Consider the following 20,030-nt stretch of genomic DNA (forward strand, 5'->3'; position numbering starts at 1 on the left):
TTATTGTCAGCGGTTACAAGCAAAGGGTATACTAGAAATTAACAACGACATTAGGGAGGAATTTACGATGACTGAACACCCACAATCTTTTTGGCAACGACTAATGAACTGGTTCCGCGGAAATAAAACCCCTGCCGCACCAGAAATTACCGTCAAGGATGGCGTTTGGCTGGAACAACGTGACCAAGGTCACTACCGGATGGGACTTTCCAGTGACGCCCTCGAACAAATCGGTGACATTAGTTTCGCCGACCTACCCATTCTGGCCGATGACGTGTTGGCCGCTGGCGATGATATTTTGGAAGTTGAAAGCGACAAGGCCGTCGAAAACTTCAAGACGCCATTCGCCGGGACGGTCGTTAAGGTCAATGAAGACTTAGTTGGCGACCCTGCCACTATGAATAAGAACAAGCAAGCCGACAACTGGGTATTGGATTTACAGGTTGCCTAAGCGATATTAAAAAATGGAAGCCCACACTGGACTTCCATTTTTGTTTACCACTTGTATTGAACCGGGTTCTTAATATATTTGTTGTAAACGTCACGCACAATGGCCATTTGGTCAGCGGTAAAGGCTGGCAAATCAGCGGCGGCAACGTTGCGGGTGATTTGTTCTGGCTTGGAAGCACCCGGAATCACCGTGCTAACGGCATCGGCCATCAAAATGTAACGTAAGGCTAATGGTGCCAACGCCTGGTCTAACCCTAACCGTTCGTGCAATTCGTTGGCGGCCTTGACCCCCGTGGCGTAGTCCACTCCGGAGAAGGTCTCGCCTTGGTCGAAGGCTTCACCGTGCCGGTTAAAGTTCCGGTGGTCCGCCTTGCCAAAGGTCGTGTCCAGCGTGTATTTCCCGCTCAACAGGCCACTAGCCAACGGCACCCGGGCGATGATGCCGACGTTCTTGGCCTGGGCCATCTTGAAGAAATTATCGGCTGGCCGTAAGCGGAACATGTTGTAGATGATTTCCACGGCAGAGATGTCGTAGTCCAAGGCCTTCATGGCTTCTTCGACCCGCTCGACGGAAACCCCATAGTTCTTGATTTTACCGGCCTTTTTCAGTTGGTCGAGTGTGAAGAAGACTTCGGGTTCGTAGTAGACGGGTGTTGGTGGGCAGTGCAACAGCACGTTGTCCAGCGCATCGACGTCTAAATTAGTCAGGCTCTCTTCCACAAATTTAGTAATATTGGCTGCGGTGTACCCACTAGCCACGTGTGGATCAAGCTTCCGGCCGACCTTGGTCGAAACGAACACCTTGTCCTGCTTACCCTTGATAAACTTGGCGAGCGCGCGTTCACTCTGGCCATCCTGATAAATATCAGCGGTGTCAAAGAAGTTCACCCCCGCATCATAGGCCGCGGCCAACGTATTTTGCGCATCTGCCTCATCGAAGGGGTCGCCCCACTTTGACCCCAATTGCCAAGTCCCCAAGGAAACTTCGCTAACGTTAAAGTTAGTTTTACCAAATTGACGATACTTCACCGTAATCCCTGCTTTCTGCGCCAGTCTTGCCGGCGCCATCCCCTTTATTTTGCCGTTTTGTTTGGGGAGCGTCAATAACTAACTCCTACCAGATGAACAAAATATTTACCATTTCCAATAAAAAGGACTACCATGAAAATTGAAGCCGGTGGTACCCATGCCAGTAACAGATCCGCTGACCCCAAATTTTTTTTGGAGGTAATGGTTATGGCTGTTGTAGAAAAGACTGCATTATTGGATAAAGAAATGAGTGAAGTATTCGACTGGTCCGACAAGAAGTTACCTGTTCGTGACGCTCTCTGGGATCACTTCATGGAATCCAATGGTCACAACACCGATGAAACTGAAGCTTCGATGAAGGAAATCGACGCTAAGTCCGACGATGAAGTTCGTTCTTACGTGGAAGATAACCTTAAGAAGTAACCGGCTGTCTCAACCTAAAAATAACCTCGCCCTTGTGGTGGGGTTATTTTTCTTTGGCTAAAATTAATCTGCCCGAATGCAAAAAGGCCCCTCAGATACATAACGTATCTAAGGAGCCCTTGTTTGGATTTTAAAGTTAGTTAAACTGCGCCGTTACCCCATAAGTCCGGAGATAACGCCGACCCGTCGCCGGATCAATTTCCATTCGGGTCACACTGGTGTTGGCCGGTTCTGGCAACGCCGTCGTTGCGGGTGCGTTCAGCATCAACAGCGCCGTTGCCTTGATAGTTAGCCCGTGGCTCACCACCAGAATGTGGTCATCCGGATGGTCAACCACTTCTTCGGCCAACCACTGACCCACGCGACGTTGAATGTCGCGGTAGGTCTCCCCACCGGCTGCGACCAGCACATCCGGCAAGGCTTCACCCGTCAGTGGGTCGAAGTCGGCGGGTTGCCGTTCCTGTAAGACCCGGAAGTTTTCCCCCGTCCACCGGCCGTAATCGGCCTCCATCAGCCGATCATCGAACTGCGGTAAGACGTCTAGCTTCGCCGTTAAGGCCGCTGTCGTTTGCCGGGTCCGATGTAAGGGACTGCTGACTAACTGGTCGTAGTGACTCCCCTGAAGCCACTGAGCGAGGCGCTCGGCCTGCTGTAAACCATTCACGGTTAAATGCGTGACCGCCGTATCCAATTGTCCTTGCATGATCTGGTCAACGTTGGCTTGCGTTTGACCATGACGCACCCAATCAAAGGTCGTCATTTTCTCACTTCCTAATTTTCTCTCTCAAATTGCGTCTCAATCTTTCGTCGGCCCTGTTGCAGCAGGTAAATCGCCACAATCACTAGGACGGAACCAATGACTTCCGCAATCGTAATTTTTAAACTCAGGAAAATAATCGATAAAATAAACGTCACCACTGGTTGCGTCGCGTCAACGATACTAATCACATCGGACGGCGCAAAGTGAGTACTATACAGAATTAATGAGAATGGCAAAATCGTTCCCACAATAATCACCGTAGCCATTGACCCAATTAGCGTGCCGGTGATTGGTGGCATGTTCAGAAATACCGGATGGTACAGATTGAAGAAAATTCCGGCAATAAACGTTCCCCAGCCTAACACAGTAATCGGTGCATGACCATAGTCGCGTACCAATGGCCGCGGTAAAACCACGTAACAAGCCGCCGTGATCCCGGAACCAATCCCCCATAACAGGGAGTTAACGGGAATAGCCAATTGCGTGATGTCCCCTCGGGTAATCGCCAGGAAAACCCCGACTAATGCGACTGCAAAGGCAATCAGGTCACTGCGCAGTGGTCGTTCGTGCTTGAACAACAGGCTCCCCAACACAATAAATAAGGGACTCAGGTACTGCAAGATTGTGGCCGCGGCCGCATTCCCCGACTGCACGGCAATATAAAAGGTCAGGAGGTTGGCGCCTAACCCAATCAAGGCGTAGGCCAAAAGCCAGGACACTTCGCGCCAGCTCTTAAAAATCGTAAATGTTTCTTTGCCATATAAAACTAAACTGATCAGTAACAAAATAACGCCGGCGCCCATCGTCCGGGCGGACAGGAACCAACTGGTCGGAATCGATTGGCCTTGTGAAATAAACTGAAGGACCGTTCCGGAAACCCCGAACATGGCCGAAGCCACCGTGGCCCAGAAAATCCCCTTCATAACGTTTTCCGTTGGCGTACCTACATTCTTCAAAACACGATAAATCCTTTCTCTCTCATACCTCAAGTATGCATCATCATTTCGTTACTGGGATGGTAAAAATAGTACCTGTCTTTCGTTCCCGACGGTGGGTTCAAGGTGTCCTGCTGTGGGGAACGGTTCCAGCCTGAGGAACGGGCTTCCACCTCGCCTCGAAGCCTGGAAAGTCACCAGTCTCCAAGGTCGTCCCGTGCTCTAAACTGAGAAAATCGCTCAGTTAAGACCACCGACACAGCTGGTCACCTTGCCCCACCTCTGGTCACTGACACAGTTCAACTATTTTCACCATGCCTACACTATCAATACCGAGCTTACTGTCACACAGCCATTTAGCTGGTTACATACTGACCCACTAGTTCTCCCAGTCACTTATCTTTTTCAATTAGTTTTTAACCGACACGATTAATACGAGTCGTGACATAATTTTTACATTTTACCGGAAAACCATTAGAATTTGGCGGCAAAAATAGGCAAATATCACCGTCTTCAAAAATTTATTTTGTTATATGACGAAGCAGGTCAACCGCCCGCATACCAGTCAACCAGCCCAACTTCCTGGTTGCCCAATCGTTCGCTGTTCGTGCAAGTGTCTCCCGACATCCCCATGAACAGCAAACGAACTAAATTAGCTTACCACTTCCAACTCAATTGGTCACTAACCAGGTCTGACCAATTGCATGAGGCACCCAAAATTCCAGCAAAAAAGGCAAAATCACCGCGCCCAAACTGACGAAGCAATTTTGCCTTTCAATTTAAAATTTAACAACTAGTTATAACCCAATACCTGCCAGTAAAGTTGACCACGCAGCTAACAACCAGTATCAGCCGTGAGGTCGGCGAAAATTGGCTCAGCCGTGGGATTCTGCGAGGACTTTTCTCGTAGAATGGCGACTTTGAAACTCGTTCTTTGAGGTTCAAAGCGAGCTCGAAGACCGCTTCTCAGGCTTCGGGCGTCCTCCCCACCGCGTTCCGGCCAATTTTCGCCGACCGGTAAGGCGCGGTTATCCACCATTTCTAAGCGGTGTGGTCGACTTTACGGGCCCAGAGGTCGCCGAGAAGCTGGATAGCAAACACAATCACCAGAATGATCAACATTGCCAGAATCGTGACGTCACTTTCAAAACGGCTGTACCCGACATTGATGGCTAAATTCCCTAAGCCCCCACCACCGATGGCACCGGCCATGGCAGTCAGGTCAATCAGACTGATCAACGTAAGAACGGACGAGCGGATGATATCCGGCAACCCTTCTCTGAGGTAGACGCGGAAAATAATGGCGATAGGACCGGAACCAACTGATTCAGCGGCCTCAATCACCCCACGGTCAACTTCGGACAGGGCGTTTTGAATCTGCCGCGCGTAGAATGGCGCAGACCCAATCACCAGTGGCACGATGGCGGCGGTGGTCCCGATAGCGGTTCCCACAATCAACCGGGTCAGTGGTGCAATGACGGCCAGTAAGATTACGAACGGAATTGACCGGCACAGGTTAACGATCTTATCGAGAATGTTATAAACAATCCGATTTTCCAGGATACCGCCGGGTTGGGTCACAATCAAGCCAACCCCAATGGCCATCCCTAAAATCCCCGCCACAATGGCGGTGAAGAACGTCATGTACAGTGTTTCACCGGTGGCCTGAAGAAAATCACTCTTCATGGTCACAGCATTCGGAAAATATTTTGCAAACCAAGTCATTTAGGCCACCTCCGGATCTGTTGGTTTTAAGTGTGTAATGGTGATGCCGGCGTCCTGACAGTACTGCCAAGCGGCCTGCAGCTTGTCGGGATCCCCGGTCATGACAACAATCAGGTTCCCCAGCGGCGTGTCTTGGAGAATTTCCACGTTCCCGTAAAGGATATTGGAAACCACCCCGTACCGCTTGTACAGGTCGGTAATCAGTGGTGCATCGGTGCTGGCACCTACGTATTGGAGTTGAACCAACTGTTGATGGTCGTCCAGGCCCAGGGTCCGCGCCTGTTTGTAAATTTTTTCAAGGGCTTGATTGATCTGCGTAGCGGTATTAATGAAGTCCTGCGTCAATGGCTTTTCGGGACGGCTAAAGATGCTGACCAGGTCACCGCGTTCAATGATTTCACCATCATCCATGACGGCCACCTTGTTACAGATTTCCTTCACGGCTTCCATTTCGTGGGTGATGAGGACCACAGTCAGGCCTAATTGCCGGTTCAACCGCTTCAACAATTCCAAAATGGATGAAGTGGTCTTGGGGTCCAAGGCACTCGTCGCTTCGTCACTGATCAGGATTTCGGGGTCGTTGGCCAGGGCCCGCGCAATGGCGACCCGCTGCTTTTGCCCACCGGATAGTTGCGCTGGGTAATCCTCAGCCTTTTCCGTCAAGCCAACTAGGTCCAAAAGATGGGCCACTTTTTGTTGGCGTTCCTCATGGGACAACTCGCCACCCTTTAAGGGGTAGCCCACGTTGTCGGCAATCGTCCGGGATGCCATCAAATTAAAGTGTTGAAAAATCATCCCAATTTTCGTCCGGGCAACCCGGAGTTCCTTGGGCTTGAGTGCCAAAATGTCTTGACCATTAACCTCGACAGAACCGGCTGTTGGCCGTTGAAGGCGGTTAATGACCCGCACCAACGTGCTCTTCCCGGCGCCGGAATACCCGACGACCCCATAGATGTCCCCGCGGTTGACCGTCAATGAAACATTTTTGACGGCGGTCACGGTTTGACCCTTATTATGGAAGGTCACGTCGATATCTTTTAACTGAATAATCGCTTCGTTAGTCACAGACTTCATTCTCCTTACTCGCCAATGCCGGCAGTTTCTTCATTAATATGTTTAAACGAATATTTGTTTCGCCTTCCAGACAGTTTAAAATGGTGGCTGACTTGCCGTTCCCGGCGGCGGGCTCAAGGTGCCCTGCTGTGGGGAACGGTGCCAGCCTGAGAACCGGTCTGCCACCTCGCCTGAAAGCCTGGAAAAATCCCAGTCTCCCAGGTCGTCCCGTGCTCTAAACTGAGAAAATCACTCAGTTAAGACCACCGACACAGCTGGTCACTCACATTGACCACCATTTTAAACTGTCTTCCAGGATGATAGTCAGTTAACCAATTAGTAACTTCGGTGTCCTCACCATCACTATATCCTTTCAATAACTTAACCGCCGCCTCCCAATAAACGTGAGCCGGCGGTATAAGTTAATCCAATATTACCAAGCTGGGATAGTCAGGCCGTGGTAATACTTCTTCAACAACTTCTTCGTTGCTTCGGTCTGGTAAGCCTTCACAATCTTCTTGTAGGTCTTGTTGTTCTTGTCAGACTTGTTGGTGGCGATGATGTTGATGTAAGGAATGGAAGCCTTGTTGATCTTTTCCTTGAAGATGGTTTCGTTGTTTGGCAGCTTAGCTTCGGCAGCGAATTCGTTGTTGATAACGGCACCAGTGGCGTCGGTCAATGACCGTGGCGTTTGGGCAGCATCAACGGCAGTAATCTTCAAGTTCAACTTGTTTTGGGTGATGTTCTTAGGTGTTGGTAATTTAACCTTGGAATCCACCTTGATCAAGCCAGCGGATTGCAGTAGATGTAAGGCCCGGCCTTCGTTAGTGGAGTCATTAGGAATGGTGATTTGGTCACCCTTCTTGATGGCTGAAACGCTCTTGACCTTCTTGGAGTACAACCGTAGTGGTGCGCGGACGGTCTTACCGATAGAAACGATGTCCGTCTTGTGCGCCTTGTTCCATTGATCCATGAAGAACGTGTGTTGGAACGAGTTCAAATCAATTTCGTGGTTCGTCAACGCAGCGTTGGGCTGGTTGTAATCGGTGAAGGTGACCAACTTGATGTTGATGCCGTCCTTCTTTAACTTCGTTTGGATAGGTTTCCAAATTTTTTCATCGGAACCCATGATTCCAACCTTGACCGTCTTGTTGCTGCTGCTAGACTTGCCACAGCCGGAAACAATTAAAAGTGGAATCAACAATAATAAGAGCCAACTAAAATGCTTAAATGATTTCTTCATACTCAGTAATCCCCTTTGTTTTTTAAACTATTATCCTCATAAGATAAACGCCACGATTGAAAATGCGACCAAAAGAAAAAGTCCGCTCCTAAATTAATAGAAACGAACTTTGTCGTGGTACCATTCTAATTCAAGTCAGGTTAAAGACACCCGGCTCCTCATTAACACTCGCCAGCTTACGCCTTGAAGTGCGTGCACGATAATGAGTGCCGGACATTACCACCTCATCGCAAGGACTCAGTGATACCAATTCATTTCAGGCCATCTTCACCCCGCCGTGGGTTACCCGCTTTCAGCAAATCGCGAGCTCTCTTGAAACCATTAACGGTGGTTACTCTCCTGATCACATTGTTTTTTCAATCGCTTAATTTATCTGTAAGTCTAATGCAACTTTAATTGGGTGTCAAGATAAAGTTGATATAAATTTATTCATAACGAACCGCATGGTACCGGGATTCCCTAATCGGTGTCTGGTAGAAACCGGTTGCGGACTAAATAAATTTCTCACCTAAATTTCACTTAACCGTCAATAATTTGCTCACGCAAGAGGCCCGCAGCTAGCAAAAACATGTGCGTCACGACCGGACCGACAAAGCTAAATCCGCGGCGTTTTAAATCCTTAGCGACTGCGCTGCCGATACCCGATTGATTGGTCAATAAATCCCGAGTCACCGCTGGCAATAACAATGGCGTACCGTTCACAAACTCCCAGAGGTAGGCACTGAAACTGCCAAACTCCCGTTGCACTTGTATGATGGCCCGCGCATTGTGAATGGTCGCCCGAATTTTTCGACCGTTGCTGATCATTGCCGAGTCATTGGCAATCCGTTCGCCGTCGAGTTCATCCTCAAAGCCGGCCACTCGCTGTGGGTCCATCCCCGCAAACAGCCGCCGATAAACGGGCAACTTGCTGGCGGCCGCCTGCCAACTCAGGCCAACCTGAAAGACGCCAACCGTCAGGAGCTCATACAACACGTGGTCATCATGGGTAGGCGTGCCAAAATACGCTTGATACTCCTGGGTCCCGTCGCTATCCCAAACGTGTCCATCATCCGGTCCAATCGCCATGTCGCCATCCCCTTTTAACTTCTATGATACCATGCAAAAAACACAAAAAAGCTCCCGGATTTTACAATCCGAGAGCCATTACCCAACAACGCGAATTGCCAGGATTTTCGAAAGTACCCGACCATGGGTACATGTCTACGAGAATCATCATACCATGAACCGGCATAATTTGAAAGCTAATCATTGTCATTGGCCCACTCAGGTCACAAAAAATCCGGTTCCGCTAGCGTTTGGTCTAGCAAAACCGGATTTATTGAAAGCTGCTGTAACCAGTTCACTGTCCCCACTCACTGACATTAGCCCACCTAAGTCAGTCTCGAGAAGGATCAGCGGCTTGGTTCTTTCCAGATGATTGGAAAATAGCAGTTGTATCCAAAATTTGATTACGCAATATCTGACGTCAATAGTATCCACTGACTCTTGACTATGAAATATTTGACACTATCCATACTGAATAGATACAAGCAATGTCATAGAAGAAGCCATCAACTAACGATTTGAACCAATCTCAGCCGTGAGGTCAGTCAAAATAGGCTCAGCCAGGGGATTTTCTAAGGGTTCTTCTTAGAAAATGGTGACTTTGAGACTCGTTCCTTAGAGGCTCAAAGCAAGTCCCGAGACCGCTCTTTGGCTCGGGGCGTCCTCCCCCTAGCGTTCCAGCCTATTTTGACTGACCGGTAAGGCGACCCAAAGATCAGTCAAAACCGTTATTTGATATAAGCGTATTTGTAGCTCCACTGGGTGCCCGCCGTATTGTGAATAATCCCCTTAACATCGGACCGTGTCAGATAAGCGTAGTTCGCCTGGTACAAAGGCGTGAAGCTCTGCGTCTTGTTCACCAGCTTGGCTGCCTGAACCATGTCTTGCCAACGTGCCTCATCGTTACCGGCATCTTGGTTCTGGGCCTTGTCGATCAGTGCATCGTATTGTTTGTTGGACCACTTGCCGTAGTTCAGTGAGTTCGAGCTGACCGGAATCTGCAGGAAGGAAATCGGATCGTTGAAGTCGGCCCCCCAGTGCGACAGGTAGAGGTCAAAATCGCCATTGGTCGAACGAGATTGCGCCACGGAAGCCGGCACGTTTTGAATTTTCAGGTCAAAGCCCTTCAGATTCTTTTCCAGCGCACCCTTTAAGTATTGGGTCACGGTGCTGGCCGCCACGTCATCGTTACCGGCCATGATACTCAGGTTAACTTTCTTGATGCCAAGTTGTTTCAGTCCAGCCGCCCACTTCTTCTTGGCCAAAGTTGGGTTGTACGTCGTCGTGTTCTTGACCTTCTGCTGGCTGGCAAAGTCCTTGCCGCTCTTAGGATCACGCGCTAAGCCACTGGCAACAAAGCCGGTTGGCGTCACGGAACCATCCCCCAGCACCTTCTTGGTCAGCTGACTGCGGTTGATAGATAAAGCAATGGCCTGACGAATATTTTGATTGCTCATAATCCGCCGCTTAGCCTTGTCAGCATCTTGGAAGTTGTATTTCAAATGAATCACGATGGAATAAGGATATTGCTGGAATTCTTTGTCATTCTTGTAGTTCTTAACTTGCTCATTGGATAACTGTGCGAAATCGAGTTTCTTGTTCTGGTACAAACTCAGACCCGTTTGGGGATTCGTCACAACTTGATAATTAATCTTTTGGAGCTTAACGACCTTTTTATCCCAGTACTGATTATTCTTCACAAAGGACCAGGTGTTGCCCGTCCCGTTCCAGCCCTGAATCTTGAAGGGGCCGCTGTAGACCATGTACTCGGACTTGGTGGCATACTTCTTGCCGTATTTGTCGATAACCTTTTTATTTTGTGGGGCGAATAACGGGTAAGCCATTAAAATTTTAAAGTAAGCAATAGGCTTATCCAGCTTGATGACCACCGTCTGTTGGTTCTTGGCGTGAATCCCGATGGTGCTGGGCTTAGCCTTACCGGCGATAATCTTGTCCCCATTTTTGATTCCAGAAAACATCGTCATGTACGAAGACTTGGTGGATGGCGTTAACGTCCGCCGCCAAGAATAAACGAAGTCTTGGGCCGTAATCTTGTCGCCGTTGCTCCACTTTGCGTTGTCGCGAATGTGGAACGTCCACGTTTTCTTATCCTTTGACATTTTTGCTGAATCTGCCAACCCTGGTGCAACCTGACCGTCTTTGCCTAACCGATAAAAACTTTCAAAAACGTTCCCCGTCTGGCCATAACCGGTGGCCTTGGCGAGGTCGATGGTGTCGAGCGCGGCCGTCGCTGGTAACCGCAAAACTTGTTGTGGCTTGGACGTTGCCGCAGTTTGGCCACAGGCAGCTAACCCCATACCAATTGCCAATACTGCTGCGACTAACCCAATCCCAGTCCATTTTTTCATAAGAAGTTTGCTCCCTTTTCCTCAAATTTTTGTGGTGTACAATCCGCAAAATTATGATTTGAAAACAGAAAAAACGGGCTACCGCCTTCACTTAACTCGTGAAAGCGGTAACCCGTTCGACACTGCCAACCTAGGTCGGCGCTATGTACTACTACGGTTTAGCCGGAAAATCACGAATTGAGGTAGCGCAAAAAGACACGTTACATTCGCAACATGCGGCAAGCAGTGATTTAACTTGAGCGGCGTTCTTCAACATCGTGATTTTCCTCCTTAACTTATTTTTTGTAATTAATTGGATTGTACAAGACCTAAGATACCCTCTTCCTCAGCGTTTGTCAAAGGTTAAAATCGTCGGCCAACAGATTTCAAATACGGCGGGTAACATTCCGTGGTGGAAAAAGGTATACTTAAAATAAGTTTGACTAGTAGAAAGGATTTGAACGTATGGACATCGAACGTATGCTTGCTGAACTAACGTTACCGGAGAAGGCCGCTCTGGTTTCAGGAAAAAATAGTTGGTACACGGCCGCTATTGACCGGCTGGGCATCCCCGCCCTCATGATGACGGACGGCCCTTCCGGCTTACGGAAACAGACCGCCGATTCGGGTAACACGAACATTAACGACTCGGTTCAAGCCATTACTTATCCGGCTGCCGCGCTGAGTGCGAGCTCCTGGAATCGTGATCTGATGCACCAACTGGGTGAACACCTGGGTGACGAGGCCCGCGCGGAACAAGTCAGTCTGTTGCTGGGACCCGGCGTCAACTTGAAGCGTTCTCCCTTGGGTGGGCGTAACTTCGAATACCTTTCAGAAGACCCTTTGGTGGCCGGCGAACTAGGCAGCGCCTACGTTCAAGGGGTGCAATCCAAACACGTTGGTGTGGCCGTTAAACATTTTGCCGCCAACAACCGCGAAAATCAACGGTTCACGGCCTCCAGCGACATGGACCAACGGACGCTGCGCGAACTTTATTTACGCACGTTTGAAATCATCGTCAAGGCCGCTTACCCAGCCACGATGATGACCTCTTATAACAAAATTAATGGCACGTTGAATTCTCAAAACCGTCGCCTGCTCCGGAGCATCTTGCGCGACGAATGGGGCTTCCATGGCGCAGTCATGTCCGACTGGGGCGCCGTCGCTGATAACGTCCAGGCCTTACGCGCCGGGCTTGATTTGGAAATGCCAGGTCAGGGCCAAGCTTCCGTGAACAACATTATCCGGGCCGTCGAAACCGGCGAGCTGGACGAAGGGACGCTGAACAAGGCGGTCCGGCACCTGCTGCACATCATTGATAATTGGTTGCCTGCCGACCATGCCAGCACCTATGACCACGCGGCCCATCACCAATTTGCTCGCAAGTTGGCCGATGATGGCATCGTGCTCTTGAAGAACCGTCACGCTGAACTGCCACTTGATCCCAAAACCGCTGGCAAGGTAGTCGTCATTGGTGAACTGGCCGATCAACCACGCTACCAAGGTTCCGGCAGCTCCCACGTCAACCCGACGAAGTTGACCACGCCATTAGCTGCTCTGCAAGACAGCGACCTCGAGGCCAACTACTACCCCGGTTACCGGTTGGATCAGAGCGAAACGGACGACAGCTTGGTCGAAGCTGCCCTCACTGCCGCCAAGGACGCCGATCATGTCATCATTTTCGCCGGCTACCCTGAAAATACGGAATCGGAAGGCTTTGATAAGACCTCCCTGATGCTCCCCGAAAACCAAGGCGAACTGATTGGCCGCCTGTCGAAGATCAACGACCACGTCACGGTCGTGCTCCAAAATGGCTCCGCGGTCGAAATGCCTTGGATTCATGGCGTCGACGCCGTTGTTGAAACTTATTTGGCCGGTGAAGCGGTCGGTGAAGCCACCTGGGATATCATCACCGGTGCGGTCAACCCGTCCGGTCACTTGGCCGAGACCTTCCCCCAGCGTTTGACCGATACCCCAATGGCCCCAACGTTTGGGCAGGACCCGCATCACGAATATTACACGGAAGGCATGTTCATGGGCTACCGTTACTACGATACTCACGAAATGCACGTGCTCTTCCCATTCGGTCATGGTCTCAGCTACACAACCTTTGAATACACCAATCTGGCCGTCGACGAGAACGAACACGGCGCGACCATCACCTTTGACCTGACCAACACGGGCGACCGCGCCGGTCAGGCCGTGCCACAACTCTACGTGGCCAACCACGCCTCACACGTCCCAATGCCAACCAAGGAACTACGCGCCTTCACCAAGGTCGCCGTGGCCCCTGGCGAAACCAAGGCCGTGACCTTAAGGCTCAACCGGCGTGACTTTAGCTGGTGGTGCGAAGGCAAATCTCGCTGGCAAGCCGATTCCGGCGACTATGAGTTAATGGTCGGCGATTCCTCACGGGACATCCGGTTACAAACCAAGTTGACCATGGACTTCAAGAATTCTCCTGCCCCCGTGACAGCCGAAACTTACCTATCCACGATTGTCAGAGATCCGCGTCTGCAACAAATTTTCAAGGACACGGTCCTGGCACCAGAACACGCCAGCGCTAACAACTTCTTAGCGACGACCGACGAGCATGGCAACGTTGCCTTACTCCAAGATCAAATGTTCCTGAACATGCCACTGCGGGCGGTGATTGCGCTCGGCGGTCCGGCTGATTTGATTCACGATTTCATTAACGCCGCCAACAAACGGTAAGCATGACACAAAAATAGACGAGGTCCCAACGTTTTAAACAACGTTGGAACCTCGCCTTTTTCATTTCGCTTAACGATCCAGTGGCAAAACCATATCCAAGTGGGGAATTCCCGTTTCCAGGTAAACCTCGCTGGTTGGTGTAAACCCAAACGAGGCGTAAAACTTTTGCAAGTAGGCTTGAGCCTGAATCACGATCTGTTGGGCCTGCGGATAGGTCTCTTTAGCAGCAGCAATGGCGGCCGCCACCAATTCGCGACCGGCGCCATGCTTCCGTGCCGAAGCGGCAACGAGGACCCGGCCAATGCGGACCTGATTGGGTTCCGGAATTAACCGTGCGTAGGCTAACACCCGACCCGCATCGTCTGTCCGGAACAAGTGTTGTGCAATCAGATCATCATCGTCGACTTCCTGATAGACACAGTCTTGTTCCACCACAAAAACCGCCACCCGTAACTGGTAAATACGGAAGAGTTCCGTGGTCGTTAGTTCAGCAAAACTTTTTTGACTAAAACCCATTTAATTCAGCTCCTAGTTCAACGCACTAATGTGTGGTTGGTGGTCCAGTGGGTATTCCACGGGCGTATCCCAGTCGTTTAGCATTTCGTCAGTCATTTTAACGCCTTGCAATTCCAAGTTATCATAAGGTTCCATGAAGTAAGAACGCTCAGTTAGGTTGGCATAGGCCCGGTATTGCGTGTAGTCGCTGTTCCCGTCAGCCTTTAGCTTAACTCCCTTAGGAATCGTGACGCTGTCTAATAGGTGTTGTAAGAGGTTCAGCGTCGTCGGCGTATCGTCCGTCTTAACGCTGAAATGCTTGTTGTAAACCGTCCGGACAAAGCGGGATGGTGACGTGTAGTCGCCGGGAAGGCCCAATGCGCCAGTCCCAGGACCCTGGGTGGCCAACTCAAAGCCTTCATAATCATGCAAAGGCACATCGGCAGCTTGCAGCGTGCCGTAAGTGCTGAGGTTTTGTAAATGCCAGCTCAATTGTGGTGAGTTGGCCATGACCCCGACCGGATCATCAATCAAATGGATATCATGACTGGTGGCTTCGAGCACAGCGGTCGCCCCCGTTGGATCACTAAAAATAAAGTGCAACGGTGCCGTGATGCCAAGCAAAGCAACCGGGATGTCCAAGAGTTGAATGTGCTTAACCAATTCACGCAGGTCAGCCACACTCTTGGCATTGCCCAAAGCCCAGGCCGTCACGTCATGTGGCGCTAAGCCCAACTTGTCGGCTGGTGCACTTGCTTCGTACTTCGCGTATTGTGAAAAGTACAGCGCGGCTGCCCCAAGACCATATTCATTCACGCCATCAACAAAAATGTAGTGGCTCAGGTTCCGGCCGGCCCCGACGAAGCCATACTTCGTGGTGAAGGTCCCCGCATCCCCTTGAATCTGTTGGTTCCGCGGCATAAAGATAGGTTGGCCACCCAGTTCAAACGCAAAATCCATGGTCCGGGCTAAAAATTGGTCGCCCCGACTGTTCTCATAGGTCAAACTCGTACACATTAAAAATCATCCCGTTTCTAATATAGTTACCCATTATTCTAAACCATCAAAATCCGTATTGCACGGATAATCGTTAAAACTATAACCAATTATGCTAATTTGTTAAAAAACTTCATTTGGCGTTCATTAACCATTTACGCCACCAATTGTCTGGCTCACGGATGATTCACCCGCAAAGTTAGGGCAACTTAATAAGCTGAACGGCTTAACGTCCCTGTTTTTACCCGCCAACTAGCCATTAGCTTTCTATTGAATCCAGTTACTGTTAGGGTTGCCCCAGAGAATAGATTTGTCATGTAACCCAGCCTAGGGGAAATGCCATTCCAGTTTTCTGGGAACTCGTATTGAGTGTGTCGTTCTTGTAAGGTGCTGGCTAAGTTAAGCACGCTAGCAGCATCTCGGCGGCACGTTGCGTCACCTCTTCAACTATTCTCCTGTGACTCGGCAAAAAGGGGTCTTGGATAACAAGCAGTCCAAGACCCCTTTTGTCTGGAAAAAACTATTATTCCGCGGCGTGATACCGAATCGTACTCTCTCCGTTGCCGTTGGCAATCACTTGTAATTGGTTTTCAACTTGATCACGGAGTTCACTCACGTGGCTGATAATGCCAATCATGCGGTGCTTCCCCTCAATCGTTTCCAACGATTCCAGCGCCGTCATTAAAGCATCTTCATCCAATGACCCAAAGCCTTCATCAATGAACAGGGCATCGACGTCGACACTCCCCGTGGTCTGCTGGATAACTTCGCCCAGAGCCAGAGCCAATGCTAACGAGGCAATAAAGCTTTCACCACCCGAAAGTGTGTGCACGCTCCGTTGCTCACCCACGTGATCGTCATAGACGTTGATTTCTAGGCCGGACCGCTTCTTGGAGTTCGCCTGGGATTCATCGATCACGAATTGATACCGCCCGTTAGTTAATTGCTTTAAGCGATGATTACCGACTTGTAAGATTTGACGCAGATACGTTTGTAGGACGTATCGTTCCAGGCCTAGCTTACTGTTGGGACCATCCCCGTTGACCACGCCACTGAGCTCGGTCAACTCCTGCGTCGTTTGCATGGCCGCAGCCTGCTTATCCACCTGTGTCTGTAATTGTTGGGTATGCGTGGTGTTAAATTCAAAGAGATTTTGTAACTGTCGTTGCTGTTCCTGAAGGTCCGTCATCTGGGTCTTAGCCTGTGCCAACGCGGCCTGCGTCTTCTCCCGGTCTGGTGTTGGCTGGTCCTTCGTGCGGGCAACCAGGTCGGCAATGGTCGCGGCTAGGCTGTCCTGACGTTTGTCAAAATCGGCCAGTGTTTGCCGCTTAGTCGCTAACGACCCGACTTCCGCTAGGGCTGTCTGGACCTGTTCGACCACGGACTCATCAGTTGCGCCGAAATGTGCCGTCAAAAGCTTTGCTACGACTGTCTGAGCCTGGGTCAGTCTTTCTTGACTGGTCTGGACTTCCTCTTCAGCCTGCGTCATACGGGATTTGGCCACAGCCACTTGATTTTCTGCCTGTTGAACAGCCGTGTTCACCGTATCCAAGGTCTGCTGGTCGGCCTTCACTTGGGTCCGTAAATCAGTGAGCTGTTGCATAAATGTCGCCAGCGTTGGCGCCTGATCCGGTAACCGCTTCGTCTCTGTTGCCAGTTCAGCACTCAGCTTAGCCTGCTGCGTTTGTTGGTCATGCACAGCTTGCTCAGCCATCTGCACCTGCGTCTGCAAGGTGGTCGCCGCTGTGGTCAACGCCTTCATTTGTTGTTGAGCTCGATGTAAGTTTTGTCGCTCTTGTTCGTTCTTAGTCTTTGCCTGCTGATAGGCCTGTTGGGCTGAATGTTGTTGCTGGGTCAGTTCGGCTAGCGTGGTCATCGTTGGTTGTTCCAAGGCCGCTTGCAGCTCAGCCAATTGGATGGCCTGAGTTGCTGCTTGTTCCGTGACGCGCTGTTGCCAACTGGCTAGTTGAGCGGCGACCTCACTGGCCTGCTTTTCTAACCGGTCCGCTTGCGCTTGAATCTCCTTGACGGCATCTTCTGACACCGTGGTTGCCGTCGTGGTGGCAGCTGGGTGGGGATGATGTTCCGACCCACAGACCGGACAAGGTGACCCCTCAGTCAATTGTGCACTCAGCTCGGCAATTTGGCTCCGTAAGAAGGCTTGGTAGCTGGCATCAGCGGCCGTTCGCTTTTCCTTAGCAGCTGTCTGGGCCGACTGCGCCTGCGTCTTTAAACTAATCACCTTTTGCTGACTGGTTGTGAGTTGGTGGTCAGCCTGCTGCACGGTTGCCAATTGCTTTTCGCTCGCCTGCAACTGAGCGTCACGCTGTGTGAGCTGATTTTGCCGGTCGAAAATAGCCGGTTGTTGGTCCAACACCTGTTGCTGAGCCTGCTGAGCCGTTTTATTTTCAGCGACGGCGGTTCGGACTTCCTTGAGGCGCGCCTGTGTCTGGTCAACCTGCTCTGCTGCCAACTGCGCTTGTTGGGTCAATTCAGCCACGTGTTGGTAGACCGGAATAAGTTCCTGTTGTTGGGCCAACTGATCATTTTCTTGCTTGATTTTTTTAACCAGCGATTGCTGCTTTTGTTGTTCAGCGACGGCTACCTGGTGCTTTTGCTTAGCCGACTGTAAGGCCGCTGCCGCCTGCTCACTGGCGTGTCTCCGCTGTTGGAACGTTTGCTGGGCTTGCGTTTGGTCTTGCCACTGGGGCTGAATCTGCTGCGTCCAGTCCAGCTCAGCAATTCGCTGCTTCAGCGCCTGCATGGCCGGTTGTTGTTGGGTTAATTCTTGTTGTTCTTGCTGGCGGTCGGCGAGTCGCTTACGGTCGGCCAGTAAGACTGATTCTTGTTCATCCTGTCGGACCAATTGGCTGTGCAATTGGTCTGCTTGCTTGAGTTGGGTGGTAACTGCCGTTTGTTGGGTCTTAGTCGTGGCTTGTTGCTCGGCCATCAAAGTGAGTAGCTCGGTCGTTTGTTGATTGGCCAGCAAACTAGCAGCTTTCTCTTTATTTTCAGTTGTCCATTGCAGCTCACCCCGTAACCGGTCAAGAGTTGCCGCCGTTTCTTTATTCGCAGCCTCATTTTGCCGGAGCTGGCGTTTGAGGCGGTCCGTCCACCGCGCAAAGATTGTGGTATTAAAGAGTTGTTCCAAGACCACTGCCTTATCTTCACTGGGGGCAATCAGGAACCGGCGGAACTGGCCCTGCGGAAGTAAGACAATTTGGGCAAACTGCTTGCCATCCATCTGCAACAATTCCTGCAGGTAATCGCGAACCTGACCTTCTTTCGTCAACTGCGTGATTTCCGTATCGTTCTCAAAGACGGTCAACGTCACACTGGCCGCGGCCTCCGTCAATCCGGTTCCCCGCTTCTTAGCCAAGATCTGCGTGGGTTCGCGCACAATTTCATAGGACCGATTCCGGTGCGTAAAGGTGAACGTGACCCGCGTCTGGTCCGTGTGGGTCGCAAAGTCGGAACGCATGGATTTGGCTTCCCGGTCGACGCCAGAGGTCTGGTTGAACAGCGCATAGCACATGCCATCAAAAATGGTGGTCTTCCCGCTCCCAGTCTTCCCACTGATCAAGAACAACGGGGTGGCAGAAAATTTCGTGAAATCAACCGTTTCATCTCGGTAAGGACCAAAGTATTCTAAGTGTAAAGTGACGGGACTCATTCGTCTCCCTCCTTTTCTGCGGCCTGCAAGGATTGCCGGGCCCAAACCTGTTGCTGCTCCGTGAGCGGATGTTGGGTGACCTGTTCAAAGAAATCCCCCAATAAGGCTAGCGGATCTTGTTGAACTTGTTTCACGTCCAATTCATCTGGCGTCACGTCGAGCTGGTTCACGCGGTTGAGCTCGATTACCCGGGGGAACCGCGTCTTCAAGCGCTGCATGACGTTGGTAATCGGTGTGGTGTCCGTTAAATTAACCGCCACAAAATCTTCTGGCGTGACTGCATACGGGTGGTCGCGGTCCATCAGATTGGTAAAACTATCTTCCAAAACTACCAGGTCGTGCCACGGTTTCAGCGGCTCAAAGGTCACCGAGACCGGTGTCTGATCCGTATCAATGATCCAAACGCCCTTCGTGTCGGCCGCCTCACTAGTCGAAAATTTCAGGGGTGACCCACTGTATTTAACGGTCGGTTCATTCTGCAAGGCTTCCTTCCGGTGTAAATGTCCCAGCGCAACATAATCAAATGGCGCCAGCATGTCCACGGGCACAGCATTTAAGCCGCCGACCTGGACCAATGTCTCTGAATCCGAGTGATTGCTACCCGCCGCAAAGAAATGTGCAATCAGCACATGCTTCTTCGTCGTATCAAACTTTTCCTGCATGGCGGCAACTAGCCGTTCCATGGCCTGGTTAACCGTTCGAATCGATTCGTCGTCAAAAAATTGGCGCGCCTGAACGGGTTCAAAGTAGGGTAACAAGAAAAATTGGGTATCCTTTAGTGTTACCGGCTTCAGGGCGTCTGCCAACCGGGTCCGTAAGAAGAAGTCCGTGCTGGCAAACCACTCTTGGCCGTAGCCCAGCCGCACGCCAGAATCGTGATTACCGCTAATCGCTAACAACGGCAGTTTTTCATGGCGGTTCAGGTCAACCAACATGTTGGTCAACGCCGTGACGGCCGGCTCACTGGGGAGTGCCCGGTCGTATAAATCTCCCGCAATCACCACGGCATCCACCTTTTCTCGCTTGGCAATCGCCTTGATCTGTTGGTACGCGTCCTCCTGTTCGGGAATCAAATCATATCCGTGAAGCTTCTTACCAATGTGCCAATCTGCTGTATGTAAAAAACGCATGGTTCTGC

At 50.8% G+C, this 20,030-nt stretch carries 15 protein-coding genes; 3 read left to right on the forward strand and 12 right to left on the reverse strand.

Annotation, left to right across the window (positions count from 1 at the left end):
- The first annotated feature begins 67 nt into the window (after window positions 1-67).
- Window positions 68-451: a glycine cleavage system H family protein gene (locus tag JUF13_RS04080; protein WP_125763477.1), complete on the forward strand. Its 384-nt coding sequence runs from the start codon at window positions 68-70 to the stop codon at window positions 449-451.
- Window positions 452-495: 44 nt separating this feature from the next.
- Here the strand turns inward: JUF13_RS04080 and JUF13_RS04085 are convergent, their stop codons facing one another.
- Entirely contained in the window at window positions 496-1,479 is a 984-nt protein-coding gene (locus JUF13_RS04085; RefSeq protein ID WP_203638038.1) for an aldo/keto reductase, read from the reverse strand.
- A 207-nt stretch (window positions 1,480-1,686) separates the two neighbouring features.
- Here JUF13_RS04085 and JUF13_RS04090 point away from each other — a divergent pair, with 207 nt between their 5' ends.
- On the forward strand, window positions 1,687-1,902 hold the full coding sequence (locus JUF13_RS04090; RefSeq protein ID WP_125763483.1) for a P8 family protein: 216 nt from the start codon (window positions 1,687-1,689) through the stop codon (window positions 1,900-1,902).
- Between the two features lie 136 nt (window positions 1,903-2,038).
- Here the strand turns inward: JUF13_RS04090 and JUF13_RS04095 are convergent, their stop codons facing one another.
- The 7 genes from JUF13_RS04095 to JUF13_RS04125 all read right to left on the reverse strand — a co-directional run bounded on the left by JUF13_RS04095 (window position 2,039) and on the right by JUF13_RS04125 (window position 11,034).
- On the reverse strand, window positions 2,039-2,662 hold the full coding sequence (locus JUF13_RS04095; protein WP_203637861.1) for a histidine phosphatase family protein: 624 nt from the start codon (window positions 2,660-2,662) through the stop codon (window positions 2,039-2,041).
- An 11-nt stretch (window positions 2,663-2,673) separates the two neighbouring features.
- The gene (locus tag JUF13_RS04100; protein ID WP_125763868.1) at window positions 2,674-3,585 is read right to left on the reverse strand and encodes a DMT family transporter; all 912 of its coding nucleotides are present in this window, start codon (window positions 3,583-3,585) and stop codon (window positions 2,674-2,676) included.
- Between the two features lie 1,053 nt (window positions 3,586-4,638).
- Entirely contained in the window at window positions 4,639-5,322 is a 684-nt protein-coding gene (locus JUF13_RS04105) for a methionine ABC transporter permease (RefSeq protein WP_125763487.1), read from the reverse strand.
- Window positions 5,323-6,387 (reverse strand): methionine ABC transporter ATP-binding protein, encoded by a 1,065-nt coding sequence (locus tag JUF13_RS04110; protein WP_125763489.1) that lies wholly within the window; start codon window positions 6,385-6,387, stop codon window positions 5,323-5,325. It abuts the gene before it with no gap.
- A gap of 421 nt (window positions 6,388-6,808) precedes the next feature.
- Window positions 6,809-7,618, reverse strand: a complete 810-nt coding sequence (locus tag JUF13_RS04115) for a MetQ/NlpA family ABC transporter substrate-binding protein (protein WP_203637862.1) — start codon at window positions 7,616-7,618, stop codon at window positions 6,809-6,811.
- A 519-nt stretch (window positions 7,619-8,137) separates the two neighbouring features.
- Window positions 8,138-8,686, reverse strand: coding sequence for a DNA-3-methyladenine glycosylase I (locus tag JUF13_RS04120; RefSeq protein WP_203637863.1), 549 nt, complete (start codon window positions 8,684-8,686; stop codon window positions 8,138-8,140).
- Window positions 8,687-9,393: 707 nt separating this feature from the next.
- On the reverse strand, window positions 9,394-11,034 hold the full coding sequence (locus JUF13_RS04125; RefSeq protein WP_203637864.1) for a peptide ABC transporter substrate-binding protein: 1,641 nt from the start codon (window positions 11,032-11,034) through the stop codon (window positions 9,394-9,396).
- A 444-nt stretch (window positions 11,035-11,478) separates the two neighbouring features.
- Here JUF13_RS04125 and JUF13_RS04130 point away from each other — a divergent pair, with 444 nt between their 5' ends.
- Window positions 11,479-13,728 carry a glycoside hydrolase family 3 C-terminal domain-containing protein gene (locus tag JUF13_RS04130; RefSeq protein ID WP_203637865.1) on the forward strand — a complete coding sequence of 750 codons (2,250 nt, stop codon included), beginning with the start codon at window positions 11,479-11,481 and terminating at the stop codon, window positions 13,726-13,728.
- Between the two features lie 69 nt (window positions 13,729-13,797).
- On the opposite strand, the gene JUF13_RS04135 is transcribed toward JUF13_RS04130, so the two are convergent.
- From JUF13_RS04135 to JUF13_RS04150, 4 genes are all read right to left on the reverse strand, one after another.
- Complete coding sequence (locus JUF13_RS04135) at window positions 13,798-14,244, reverse strand: GNAT family N-acetyltransferase (protein ID WP_203637866.1); 447 nt, start codon at window positions 14,242-14,244, stop codon at window positions 13,798-13,800.
- A gap of 12 nt (window positions 14,245-14,256) precedes the next feature.
- Window positions 14,257-15,240, reverse strand: coding sequence for a choloylglycine hydrolase family protein (locus JUF13_RS04140; RefSeq protein WP_203637867.1), 984 nt, complete (start codon window positions 15,238-15,240; stop codon window positions 14,257-14,259).
- A 502-nt stretch (window positions 15,241-15,742) separates the two neighbouring features.
- On the reverse strand, window positions 15,743-18,892 hold the full coding sequence (locus tag JUF13_RS04145) for an AAA family ATPase (protein WP_203637868.1): 3,150 nt from the start codon (window positions 18,890-18,892) through the stop codon (window positions 15,743-15,745).
- Window positions 18,889-20,022: an exonuclease SbcCD subunit D gene (locus JUF13_RS04150; protein ID WP_203637869.1), complete on the reverse strand. Its 1,134-nt coding sequence runs from the start codon at window positions 20,020-20,022 to the stop codon at window positions 18,889-18,891. Before JUF13_RS04150 ends, JUF13_RS04145 begins: the two co-directional genes overlap by 4 nt.
- Window positions 20,023-20,030: the final 8 nt, after the last annotated feature.

Source organism: Levilactobacillus wangkuiensis (assembly GCF_016861605.1).
Taxonomy (GTDB): domain Bacteria; phylum Bacillota; class Bacilli; order Lactobacillales; family Lactobacillaceae; genus Levilactobacillus; species Levilactobacillus wangkuiensis.

Bases quoted from the DNA above. Each gene is read 5' to 3' on its own strand.
- JUF13_RS04090 (WP_125763483.1), top strand. From the start codon at position 1,687: ATGGCTGTTGTAGAAAAGACTGCATTATTGGATAAAGAAATGAGTGAA.
- JUF13_RS04135 (WP_203637866.1), bottom strand. From the start codon at position 14,244: ATGGGTTTTAGTCAAAAAAGTTTTGCTGAACTAACGACCACGGAACTC.
- JUF13_RS04130 (WP_203637865.1), top strand. From the start codon at position 11,479: ATGGACATCGAACGTATGCTTGCTGAACTAACGTTACCGGAGAAGGCC.
- JUF13_RS04125 (WP_203637864.1), bottom strand. From the start codon at position 11,034: ATGAAAAAATGGACTGGGATTGGGTTAGTCGCAGCAGTATTGGCAATT.
- JUF13_RS04150 (WP_203637869.1), bottom strand. From the start codon at position 20,022: ATGCGTTTTTTACATACAGCAGATTGGCACATTGGTAAGAAGCTTCAC.
- JUF13_RS04105 (WP_125763487.1), bottom strand. From the start codon at position 5,322: ATGACTTGGTTTGCAAAATATTTTCCGAATGCTGTGACCATGAAGAGT.
- JUF13_RS04080 (WP_125763477.1), top strand. From the start codon at position 68: ATGACTGAACACCCACAATCTTTTTGGCAACGACTAATGAACTGGTTC.
- JUF13_RS04140 (WP_203637867.1), bottom strand. From the start codon at position 15,240: ATGTGTACGAGTTTGACCTATGAGAACAGTCGGGGCGACCAATTTTTA.
- JUF13_RS04115 (WP_203637862.1), bottom strand. From the start codon at position 7,618: ATGAAGAAATCATTTAAGCATTTTAGTTGGCTCTTATTATTGTTGATT.
- JUF13_RS04120 (WP_203637863.1), bottom strand. From the start codon at position 8,686: ATGGCGATTGGACCGGATGATGGACACGTTTGGGATAGCGACGGGACC.
- JUF13_RS04145 (WP_203637868.1), bottom strand. From the start codon at position 18,892: ATGAGTCCCGTCACTTTACACTTAGAATACTTTGGTCCTTACCGAGAT.
- JUF13_RS04095 (WP_203637861.1), bottom strand. From the start codon at position 2,662: ATGACGACCTTTGATTGGGTGCGTCATGGTCAAACGCAAGCCAACGTT.
- JUF13_RS04100 (WP_125763868.1), bottom strand. From the start codon at position 3,585: ATGAAGGGGATTTTCTGGGCCACGGTGGCTTCGGCCATGTTCGGGGTT.